General features: G+C 50.2%; 8 protein-coding genes and 1 pseudogene. 3 read left to right on the top strand and 6 right to left on the bottom strand.

The window, feature by feature from the left end; translation table 11 throughout:
* Positions 1–289: 289 nt before the first annotated feature.
* From T500_RS15755 to T500_RS17505, 4 genes and pseudogenes are all read right to left on the bottom strand, one after another.
* Positions 290–1309 carry an IS3 family transposase gene (locus T500_RS15755; RefSeq protein ID WP_230580890.1) on the bottom strand — a complete coding sequence of 340 codons (1020 nt, stop codon included), beginning with the start codon at positions 1307–1309 and terminating at the stop codon, positions 290–292.
* Between the two features lie 35 nt (positions 1310–1344).
* Positions 1345–1797: a helix-turn-helix domain-containing protein gene (locus T500_RS17155; RefSeq protein ID WP_051612007.1), complete on the bottom strand. Its 453-nt coding sequence runs from the start codon at positions 1795–1797 to the stop codon at positions 1345–1347.
* A gap of 52 nt (positions 1798–1849) precedes the next feature.
* Entirely contained in the window at positions 1850–2041 is a 192-nt protein-coding gene (locus T500_RS17510) for a DUF4113 domain-containing protein (RefSeq protein WP_254771694.1), read from the bottom strand.
* 42 nt (positions 2042–2083) lie between these two features.
* Positions 2084–2296: pseudogene (locus T500_RS17505) on the bottom strand (Y-family DNA polymerase); the annotation flags it as partial.
* Between the two features lie 130 nt (positions 2297–2426).
* Here T500_RS17505 and T500_RS15745 point away from each other — a divergent pair.
* The 3 genes from T500_RS15745 (at position 2427) to T500_RS0110035 (ending at position 5970) form a co-directional block, all read left to right on the top strand.
* Positions 2427–2879 carry a YcbK family protein gene (locus T500_RS15745; protein ID WP_036908968.1) on the top strand — a complete coding sequence of 151 codons (453 nt, stop codon included), beginning with the start codon at positions 2427–2429 and terminating at the stop codon, positions 2877–2879.
* Positions 2880–2952: 73 nt separating this feature from the next.
* A complete protein-coding gene (locus tag T500_RS16700) occupies positions 2953–4977 on the top strand; it encodes a PP2C family protein-serine/threonine phosphatase (protein WP_028908005.1) in 2025 nt (674 codons plus the stop codon).
* A gap of 72 nt (positions 4978–5049) precedes the next feature.
* Complete coding sequence (locus T500_RS0110035) at positions 5050–5970, top strand: serine O-acetyltransferase (protein WP_028908004.1); 921 nt, start codon at positions 5050–5052, stop codon at positions 5968–5970.
* Positions 5971–5985: 15 nt separating this feature from the next.
* Here the strand turns inward: T500_RS0110035 and T500_RS0110030 are convergent, their stop codons facing one another.
* A complete protein-coding gene (locus T500_RS0110030) occupies positions 5986–7260 on the bottom strand; it encodes an MFS transporter (RefSeq protein ID WP_028908003.1) in 1275 nt (424 codons plus the stop codon).
* Positions 7253–10927 carry a DUF4922 domain-containing protein gene (locus tag T500_RS16695; RefSeq protein ID WP_080694857.1) on the bottom strand — a complete coding sequence of 1225 codons (3675 nt, stop codon included), beginning with the start codon at positions 10925–10927 and terminating at the stop codon, positions 7253–7255. The genes T500_RS0110030 and T500_RS16695 overlap by 8 nt, the downstream gene beginning before the upstream one ends.
* Positions 10928–10956 lie beyond the last annotated feature (29 nt).

The raw sequence follows: 10956 nt of genomic DNA, 5'->3' as shown, positions 1-10956 counted from the left end.
GCTGGTACGCTGGTACGCTGGGTCATTTTGTAAATTATAGTGGTGGTCGTTGTGTCGCTAAATCCTCTTTATGATATTATATATATTATAATATATATAATATTAATATAATATATAATATAGATAAATCTTTGTGTTATTATCCACCTCGCTTGCCCTCTGTTCCGATAAATGTTATACGAAATCGCAAAATGACCCAGCGTACCAGCGTACCAGCGTGTACTTCCCTAGAAAAAGTTGAATGATTTTAAACTTAACCCTGCCATAGGTTGAATGCCTGTTGGGTACCTTAATCCTTATCCCTGACAGAAGTTGAATAATTCTCTCTTAACCCTTGTTTTTGTTGAATAGGCTCCGCGGAAAGCCGTTCAATCATATTCAGGGTTTGCGGTGCAAAGGTACATGCTCCTTCTTGAATTTCCAAATTTTCGAGGTACTTTTCTCTAAAACTTATCCATTTTTTCTGTATTTTACCCATACAAGAGGCAGCCTGACGTGGAGTCATGTTGTTAAGCGACATGTGTGGACGCTCGTTATTGTAGAAGGCTATCGCTTTATCCAGTGCCCTTCTGAGTTCTCCTATGGAGTGGAATTTGATATCTTTCAGAAGCTCGTTCTTGACAGTGTTGTTCTGTCGTTCAGCCACAGCATTATCCTTTGGATCTCCACTCTCCGTCATACTTATCTTAATGCCTGCCTCCAGAAGCAGCGATGTATATGCTGCACTGACGTACTGGATGCCTCTGTCTGAGTGATGGATGAGATTAACAACCTCGTCTACGGGTAGCGTCTCAAGAGCCTTCATTAGGCATTCTACACTGCACCAGGCTTCCATCGTCTCGCCTACATACCAGCTGATTATCTCCTTGGTGTAGCAGTCCGTTATCATCGACAGATAGCAGAAGTCGTAGCTGCCGTCATAATTCCAAATAGGAATATATGTGATGTCCGTCACCCAGATCTGATTCTTGCGTATCGGTATGAGGTCCTTTATCAGATTCGGATAGGTCGGGAGTCCGTGAGTAGAGTCCGTCGTGCGTGGACGACGCCTTGGAAGCCTTACGTTCAAGCCATTGCGGGCTATTATCGTTTCCATCTTGTCACGCCCCACCATATATTCATAATCAGCTCCAAAGCGCTCGCGATACATGTAATGTAGTTTGGGGCCGCCTATGCCAGGATCTATCTGACGTATATCTTTAATGAACCGGATGACCATTTCCTCCGTCAACCGTTGCTTGCCTAACGTTTCCTTGTGCTGGTAGTATGCCTGCCAGCTTTTGCCAAACAGCCGGCAGAGAAGGCCCATGGTTTGGCCCTTGACCTTCTCTGCGGCAAGCGTCTTTACTGTTTGGCACCAGATTTTTTTCTGATCGGAATATTGAATGTCTTCTCGGCCTCGTCGATCATCACATCCTTAGCGTGATTCATCCACTCGGCCATCTTCAATGCTTCCGCCAGACGCTTGTTCTCTTCCCTGAGACGGGCCAGTTCCTCGGCCTCACTCTCAACTGGCTTTTGACTTTTCTTAGGCATACTAGACGGATTTAGTTTATTATCTGGGGTGCGTTGACTTCTTCTGTCAGGTACCTTTCCGTCTGCAAAGGTACTAATCCATGTGCGAATAGTTTTTCTATTAACACGAAAATCTGCACTCAATTGTGAAATTGAAACATGATTTAACAAATGAGCCTTCACAATCATAAGTTTTTCATCCAAAGATTTATGTCTTTTGATGCTTTTGTTTTTCAGTGCAAGTTCTTGCAACTCCAATAAATCTAAATCTTCGTTCTTCATTTTAAAACGTTGTTTTTGATTCAACGTTTTTCAGGGTAAGACAGCGTGTGTTTTACTTCAGTTTAATCACATCTTTCCAACGGGTGGTGTAGCAGGGGCTTTTGTGATCGTGCTTAATGGCATTGGCAAATACATTGGCCTTTCCTTTTCCGTTTTTTTGCGTGTATTGTTGGGCTCCGATAACAACTGTTTCCGAACCATGCATGCGGTTAATACGATCCACCACTTCGTCAAGTCTTCGCATCTTCTGTATCGTCTCTGCATCCGTATCAAACAAATCCTGCTGGATAGGCGAGTCTTCCGATATTCCCATCACTATCACACCGGCTTTCTTGTATTGATATCCTTGTATGTATATCTTCTGAAGTACTTCGCTGGCAGCCTGTACTATGGGGATAGTGCTGTTGGTTGGTGTAATCAGGCGTGTCTCCTGAAAGTTCCAGTATTGTGCCAGGTCTTCTCTGAATGCATTGGTGTTCACAAACACACCAACAATTTGAGCAACCGTCTTCTGTAAACACCGCTACAAGAAAAGGGCCGTGCTGGTATTCTAACGATGGTGCAATGGTGCAATAGTGCATTTTGAAAATGTAAAAATGAGAAAATGTAAGAATGTAAAAATTAAGAGTATGGAACAGATAGTACAATTGAATAGTAAAGCAAACCTCTCCGAGCACTTCTTGCTCGGGGAGTTCACCAGGAGCAAGTATCCTGAAGTGTATAACATCCCCAGCCATGAGGCGATTGCGAATCTAAAACGGTTGTGTGTTTGGCTGGAGGTATTGCGAGAAAGGGTAGGGCATGCGATTGTGATAAACTCAGGTTATCGCAGTCCGCAGTTAAATAAAAAGGTTGGTGGGGCACCCACCAGTAATCACCTAACAGGCTGCGCCGCAGACATACGCACATCGGGCTTTAAGCAGGCGATAGAATATGCAGCGATACTGATAGCCTACGCTACAGAAAGTGATCAGGAGTTTGATGAGCTGCTGATAGAGAAAAATCGCTACGGGGCCGTGTGGCTGCATTTTGCAGTGCGGGCTAAGGAAAATCGCAGAAAAATTTTGTTTATTAATGCATAGTTCAAAAAAATTGCTTATTTTTGCAGGCAAAGACAATGCAAAATAATTATTAACCCAAAACACATTTTTGACAATGAAGAAACTGGCGTATATTTTTGTGGTGCTACTGGTGGGGGTGGCTGCATGCGAGAAAAAACTGCATAGAGTAAGCGATGTGGTGAAAACAGACAGCGTGATAAATGCACCCCTTTTGGCTGGCGATCCTGATGGAACCATCGCCTTGGCCGATAGCTTTGAACGTATAGGGGCAATCACCCATATCCATGCTTCTAACCGGCGTGGCGAGGCTTATCTCCAAAAGAGTATGATGACAGAGGCCGACAGGGAGTTTAATAGTGCAGTGACAGGGACTACTCCTAAAAATCAGTTCGACAGTGTGCTGTATTATTCTGCCACTAGCAACATAGTGCAGTATATGTCTGTACGCAGAAGTAACGACTCTGTGATAGCCCTGGCTGTGCCTACGCTCAAGGCTATGAAGGACTTTGAATATGCCCCGGAATTTGCAACTGAAATACTGGTTTGTAAGTCGATGTTGTATATGTATCTTGGACTTGCTCAGAGGTCATTGAAGAGATATGCAGAGTACGACAAGTCGTACGAGCAATGTTACCAGTACATGAGCCAACTGCTGGAGATAGATACTTCGTGGGGAAGCTACTTCAATGCTGCAATGTGCTATCATAATTGTCTTTTGAGTTATTTTATGGATGAAAAGGCGGATAAGGCCGCTCTCTGGCTTTCGCGAGCTGATTCTGTTGCCGAAAAACTCTTTGCTCATCCAGCTGCTATCGACCAATATAAGGAGCTGATTAAGTATAATCTTACTTGCGACCGTATTGACCTGGCCGTGCTTCAAAAGCGTTTCGACGACGCTAATCGCTATTATAATGAGGTTAAGAAGTCGCCGCTAGCCCATACCGTTAGTGGGCAATATAAACTGATAGACTATCTGAGAGACCTGCATCGTTATGCTGAAGCTGCTGATGCCTATCAGTCCTTAGGCCCCATGATTGCAAAGAATAAAATGAATCCGACGTTGGATTTTGTGGCTACGGTGGCTGGAAAATTCAGGGTGAATTATATGGCGGGGCGTAAGGACTCTGCACTTGCGGCGGCCCTGTTTGCCTTCGATTATATCGACTCGGCCATTGTGCGCGAGCGCAACAACGAGGCTGCCAAGTTGGCCACCATCTACCAGACTCAGCAGAAAGACGAGGAGATAGCCCGGCAACAGATTGATATGAACCGCCAGCGCATAGTGGCGCTGGTAATAGTGCTGGTGCTGATTACGGCGTTCTTTATCGTCTACACATTGTTCCGCAGGCGCGCTGCCAAGCGTATGGCTGAGATGAAGGCGCAGCAGGAGCGCATAGAGAGTGAGCTGAGAATTGCCCGCGACATACAGATGAGTATGGTGCCAAGCACATTCCCCGAATACGAGGGGCTGGACCTGTATGCCACGATGACCCCAGCCAAGGAGGTGGGCGGCGACCTATACGGCTACGTGATTAACGGGCACAACCTGTACTTTGCCGTGGGCGACGTGAGCGGTAAGGGTGTGCCGGCATCGCTGTTTATGGCGCAGGCCACGAGATTGTTCAGAACGATGGCTAATCAAGGCCTGATGCCAGCGGAGATATGCAACCACATGAATGCAGAGCTATCGGGCGAGGACAACGTGAACGGCATGTTTGTGACCATGTTTATAGGCATGCTGAATATGGAGAACGGACACCTGCTTTATTGTAATGCGGGACATAATCCGCCAGTGATAGGTGGGGGTGAGAACAAGGGCGACTTCCTGCAGATGGAGGCAAATGCACCTATAGGCTTATTCCCCGAAATGGACTATCAGGGCGAGGAGATGGAGAGTATCAAGGGCCGCGCGCTGTTTATATACACCGACGGACTGAACGAGGCCGAAGACAAAGAGCAGCACCAGTTTGGCGACGAGAAGCTGCTGGAGATACTGCGCGATACGCACTTTGACACAGCAAAGCAGGTGGTAGAGACGCTGACAGAAAAGGTGGAAGAGCACCGAGCTGGTGCCGAGCCTAACGATGACCTGACAATGCTATGTTTGCGAGTTAGTTAAAAAAATGGCTTTATTAATGCCTAAATAAAAAAAATATTCGTACCTTTGCCCCCGAACTTTAACGTTGTAAGTATGGACAAGACAAAGATAAACGAGACATTGCGCAGGAATGTGGCGCTGCTGTCGAAGCAATCGGAAAGGGAGCTGGGTATGATGCCAGCCACCGTGGCACCACTGCCATCGGTAGAGCAGGTGAAGCGGATTGTAACGCTGGTAAAGAGCATTATATTTCCTGATTATTTTGAAAAGCGACAGCCAGAAGAGGCTATCCGTGCCTATCATATAGGTGTGTGGATGGAGGAGCTGACAACACTGCTGACGAAGCAGATAGCACACGGACTGCAGTTTTGCGAGGACTGCGAGGCTAACAGCACCAAAGCCGAGGTGTATGGCATAGCTGAGGAGAAGGCGCTGGCGTTTATTGATGCGCTGCCAGAGATTAAACGACTGCTTTATACCGACATACAGGCGATGTTTGATAACGACCCGGCTGCACCTAACTTTGGCGAGGTGATATTCTGCTACCCATCGATGAACACGATGACGCACTACCGCATAGCGCATAAGCTGCACGAGCTGCAGGTGCCCGTTATACCACGTATCATTACGGAGCAGGCACACAGCAAAACGGGTATCGACATACACCCGGGAGCCACGATTGGCGAGTACTTTGCCATCGACCATGGTACGGGTGTGGTTATAGGCGAAACGGCCATCATTGGCAACCACGTAACGCTGTATCAGGGTGTGACACTGGGTGCCAAGAGCTTTAAGTACGATGAGAACGGCAACATGCTGAACATACCTCGACACCCGATACTGGAGGATAACGTAACGGTATATTCGAATGCCTCGATACTGGGACGTATCACCATCGGACACCATTCGGTGATTGGTGGTAACATCTGGATTACGCACAGCGTGCCGCCTTACTCGCGCATACAGCAGAGTAAAGCCGTGGATGTGGCTTTCCAGGATGGTGCAGGGATATAAGAAAAAAGCAGAGATTTAATTCTCTGCTTTTTTCTTTCCAAACTCGGGATCGATTTTTAGTTGGCCCGATACGATGTAGGTCATGACGCAGCAGACGACTACTATCACGAAGAAGGCGCGATAGCCGACGCTCTCCTGCAGGGCACCGGCAAACAGGCCTGGTATCATCATCGACAGGGCCATGAATGCGGTACACAGGGCATAGTGGGCCGTTTTGTGCTCGCCCTGGCTATAATATATAAGGTATAGCATATAGGCCGAGAAACCAAAACCATAACCAAACTGCTCTAAGAAAATACAGATGTTGATGACAAGCAGACTGGATGGCAGGGCGCACGAGAGATACACGTAAACCAGATCGGGGATGGTGATGGCCATGACCATGGGCCACAGCCAACGCTTAAGACCATCGCGGCTGGCGGCGATACCACCCAGGATACCACCTAAGGTAAGGCCGATAACACCTACGGTGCCTTGAACCATACCAAACTCTACATCGCTCAGGCCCAGGCCGCCATTGGCCATCTTATCAACCAGGAACAGGGCCGAAACCTTAGCCAGCAGTCCCTCGGGCATACGATAGAACAGCATGAAGCAGATGCCTACCCACACCTGTGGTTTGCGGAAGAAGGTAACGAGTGTGTTCCAGAACTCGGTAATGATGTCGGCAGCGGTCTTTTGTATGCGATGGGTGTCCTCACTGGGGCGGGGAAGGGCCCAGCTGTGATAGAGCCACAGGGCGATGAACAGGCCGGCAATGAGATAGAACACCAGGCTCCAGGCGTAGCTGATGCTACGGGTGAGCACCTGCAGCACACCTGCCAAACCTACCAGCAAGCCGGATGAAAAAATGGTGGCTATGCGATAGAACGTGGAACGGATGCCCACAAAATAGGCCTGCTCGTGCTGCTCGAGACCTAACATGTAGAAGCCGTCGGCAGCAATATCGTGGGTGGCACTGCTAAAGGCCAACAGCCAGAAAAAGCTGAGCGAGCCTTGCAGCCAGAACGGCCCCGGGATGGTGAATGCCACACCTGCCAGGGCGGCGGCTATCAGCACCTGCATGCCGAGTATCCACCAGCGTTTGGTTCGTAACATATCTACAAACGGGCTCCAAAGGGGCTTGATAACCCAAGGCAGATAGAGCCACGAGGTGTAGAGCGTGATGTCGGTATTCGACAAACCAAGGCGCTTGTAGATGATAACCGAGATGGTCATCACGGCTACGTAGGGAACGCCCTCGGCAAAGTAAAGGGTGGGCACCCAGGCCCAAGGATTACGTTTATTCATATAGCTTCTTGATTTCGGCATTACGATAGTAGAACAGCAGGATATCGTTGTAAGGATGGCCTTGCTCGCCCATCACAGCGGCACCTATCTGGCACAGGCCTACGCCATGGCCCCAGCCTTTGCCTCGAAGCACGAACTTGTCGCCATCTTTCTCGACATCGAAGGCTGATGAGTAGAGGTGGCTCTCGCTCAGGGCACGGCGGATTTCCAACTCCTTACCAATGGTGAGGGTTTTCTTGGTGCCGACAATCTTGAGTTTCCAGATGCGGTCGCTCTTGCCACGCTCAACGGGGATAAGGTCGGTAATGGTACCAAAGTCGATTTTGAGCTTGCGGTTTACCAACTCCGACAGCTCCTGCTGGGTGTAGCTTACCGTCCAACGATAGAAATCGGGGGTTTCCTGATCGAAATCGTTGAGTACCTGCGAGAGGATGTGCTTATCGCTGGTGTTGCAGTAAGGATCGTGAAACGATACGAGATAGGGCTTAGGCGTATTCTCCCAGCAGTACTGGAACTCCTCGGTCTGACCGCCACAGCACTTTGAGAAACGGGCGTCGCAAATCTCGTCGCCATACATCAGCACCTGACCGCGAGTCTGGCTGATGGCCTCCTCAACATGGGTGTTGTTGGCGCGGGTGATGCCCTGGTAACGCTGGCAGTGGTCGTCGGCACACACATCAAAGATGGTATGATCCTCGCGATCGTACCAGCGGATAAACTCCTGGTCGCTCTTGGTGAACGAGAAGAAGTTGTCGCCACCGCTCTCGTGCTGCTTGCGCTTCTCGATCTGAGCCAACAGCCACGAACGTGAGATAACGGCATGGGCCTTGAGGAACTCAACACTCGAGGTGCTGCTCATCTCGCTGGAAATAACGCTGGTGAGATATTTCTCGACGGGCAACTCGTTGATGGCCACAATCTTATCGGCCTCGACCACAATGCGCAGGGTGCCTTCGAAGGTCTGTGTTTCCTTGCGCTCCCAGTGGAAGTTAACGCCGATGGTTACATCGTTGAGCGAGAACGAGGCATCGTCGGCCTGTGGGGTGAACGTGAGGTTACGATACTGGGTGCCACGCCACAGGATACCGCCATCGCTGAACTCAACCACCTGATCGCCAGTAATCACCTCGCCCTTGGCCATGTAAGGCTTATTCAGGCTGAACGATATCTTTTCGCCACTGACGATTCCTACGGTAACGTTTGGCTCTTTCTTAGTTGACAATTGAGAATTGACAGTTGACATTTGGGTGGCTTTGAGGCGCTCGATGACCTGCTGGAGCTGGTCGGCTGGCAGCGATACCTCGTTTAAGATGCCCAAGGCTATCTCGGGGGTAAGGCGATCGAAATCCTCCTTACGTGGGGTAACCAGGAAACCTGCCATGTCGAGCGCGCCTGGCGAGATGATGTACTGCTCGCAGCCTTCCTTGTAATAGCAGTCGGGACGGTGTTTTTCGCGCGGGAATACCACTGAATAGTAGTCGGCATCGTGTCGCCAGCTTACGATGTTGAGCATAGGCTCGGGCTCGCCCTCCTTGATGGGCAGCGACTCGTACAAACGGCGGAACAGCTGCTCGTCGCCATACTGTGTTTTGCTGTGGATGAGCAGGGCGGGGCAGGGATACTCCTCGATGAGCGAGATGCCCTCCTCGTTGTTCAGATTCAGGATGGGTTTGAGACTGCGCGACAAGCGGCCCCAGGCCATCTGCAGGGGTAACACACCTGATGTGCCAGCCTGGAAGTGGGCATGATCGGGTGCCGAAGCACCACACTTGGGACCATTATAGAATACCATCATCTGTGGGTACTCGGTAAGCAGCTTGTGGATTTCGCCATAGGCATTACGAATAAGCTGTGGCTCGTGCTTTACCGATGGGATGGTAAAGTGGATGGGCAGGATGGGGAAGGGGTTGACCAGCAGGTCGAACTGTCCGTCGATAGATTTCTTGACCTGCTCCTTGGGGCGATTCTGCTCGCACAGGAAACAGGGGCGCTCGGCCAGTGTCTGCTTATCAATCTTAGCGCCTGTAGATACGATACGGGCGGGGTTGTACTGCACCTTCATGGTTGAGGTGCCTACCGACAGCTCGCGGGTCTTCACGTTGCGCAGGTCGTGATAGCGCCTGCGGGCATCGTCCCACTTCTCTAACTGGCGGTTGAAGAATCGCATCAGGGGCGAGTCGTTCAGCAGTTCCTGCTTGCCCTGCAGCATCTGCTGGCGCGCCATAATCTCTAACGAGCGCAACTGGTCCTTATACAGGTTGTTGGCGTTTACCTTGTCGATAGAGAGGGCTGCATCGCTGTTGCCACCCCAGCGGCGACAGAGATAGAGCTCGCTGAAGATACGGCCGATACGGTAGTGGCGCGAGAAAATCAGGCCCAAGGCATAATCCTCGCCATACGAGGTGTTGGGGAATCCTACCTGGCGCAGCAGTGGGGTGAAGAAGGCGCGTGGTGCACCCAGACCGTTGATACGCAGGGCATTGTTCGGGCCGTTCTCGTCTGTCCACTCGGCGTGGTCGATCAGGCCTGGTGGCAGGGTGTTCAGGTCGAAATCGCACATGCGATACGAACCAATCACCATGGCAGCATTCTGCTTGTAGAAGGTATCTACAATCTGCTGCAGGGTTTTGGGCGACGAGTACAGGTCGTCGCTATCCAGCTGCACGGCAAAGCGTCCGCAACGGTCGTCGTGGATGGCCATGTTCCAACAGCCACCAATACCCAGGTCGTTACGCTCGGGGATGATATGGATGAGTCGCTCGTCGTGGAAACCACGCAGCAACTCGGTAGTCTTATCAGTAGAGTGGTTGTCGACCACAATCACATTATACTTAAACTTGGTTTTCTGACTCAGGGCGCTGTTCACGGCATCGCAAATGGTTTTCTCGCGATTGTAAACAGGGATAACCACCGATGCCTCTACATCGAACTCCTGCTCGTTGAAGTCGGGACGACGATAGTACGAGGGGTCGATCTTGGCGCCGATGGCAGCCAGGTGGGCGGTGGCAGCATGCTCCATCTCGATCTGTACCTCGCGATTGCGTGGGTTCACATAGTCGAACTGCTTCTCGCCCGAGGTACGGGTATCGGTCTCCTGCTCGGTATAAAGCTTCTCGTTAATGTGGAAGATACGGCCTTTACGGCTCAGGAACAGGCGCAGGGCATAAACAGCGGCATACTGGTAGGGATGCTCGTTGCTCTGCATGGCAAAGCAGTGCAGCAGGCTGGTTTTTACCAGGATGAGCGAGCCCAGATCGAAATCGTCGCGGATACTACCTATCTGATAGTCGATAACAGGGTGGGGCTGCAACTTGCCATCAATCAGGTCGTTGTGGTCGGCGTAGATCATGGCAGCATCCGAATCGGATGCGATACGCAGCATGCGATCGAGTGTGCCCTTGGGCATCTGTATCTGTCGTGGACGAATCTGCAACAGGGCGTAATCGGCCTTGGCATGTTCGGAAATAGCCTGTAGGGTGGTGCTGCTTGTCAGGTCGTTAACTACTATTTGCTCGCAATCGCTCAGAGCCTCGTCGGTGGCCTCAAGGGGTTGGTTTACCAGCAAACAGATATGTTGAATGGTCTTGCTTCCCTTGATTTGCGCTACCAATTGGCGTGCTGTCTCAAGGTCGTTGCAAGGCAAAAAACAGTCAATTTTTTCTCTCATTACGTGTAATTAGTGATTTATAAAGCGCA

The sequence above is a fragment of the Xylanibacter ruminicola Ga6B6 genome, from assembly GCF_000687715.1.
GTDB lineage: Bacteria > Bacteroidota > Bacteroidia > Bacteroidales > Bacteroidaceae > Prevotella > Prevotella ruminicola_B.
The sequence above is the reverse complement of the archived record's forward strand: the minus strand, read 5'-3'. Positions and strand labels throughout refer to the sequence as shown.

Bases quoted from the DNA above. Each gene is read 5' to 3' on its own strand.
- T500_RS15755 (WP_230580890.1), bottom strand. From the start codon at position 1,309: ATGGGCCTTCTCTGCCGGCTGTTTGGCAAAAGCTGGCAGGCATACTAC.
- T500_RS17155 (WP_051612007.1), bottom strand. From the start codon at position 1,797: ATGAAGAACGAAGATTTAGATTTATTGGAGTTGCAAGAACTTGCACTG.
- T500_RS17510 (WP_254771694.1), bottom strand. From the start codon at position 2,041: ATGCGAAGACTTGACGAAGTGGTGGATCGTATTAACCGCATGCATGGT.
- T500_RS15745 (WP_036908968.1), top strand. From the start codon at position 2,427: ATGGAACAGATAGTACAATTGAATAGTAAAGCAAACCTCTCCGAGCAC.
- T500_RS16700 (WP_028908005.1), top strand. From the start codon at position 2,953: ATGAAGAAACTGGCGTATATTTTTGTGGTGCTACTGGTGGGGGTGGCT.
- T500_RS0110035 (WP_028908004.1), top strand. From the start codon at position 5,050: ATGGACAAGACAAAGATAAACGAGACATTGCGCAGGAATGTGGCGCTG.
- T500_RS0110030 (WP_028908003.1), bottom strand. From the start codon at position 7,260: ATGAATAAACGTAATCCTTGGGCCTGGGTGCCCACCCTTTACTTTGCC.
- T500_RS16695 (WP_080694857.1), bottom strand. From the start codon at position 10,927: ATGAGAGAAAAAATTGACTGTTTTTTGCCTTGCAACGACCTTGAGACA.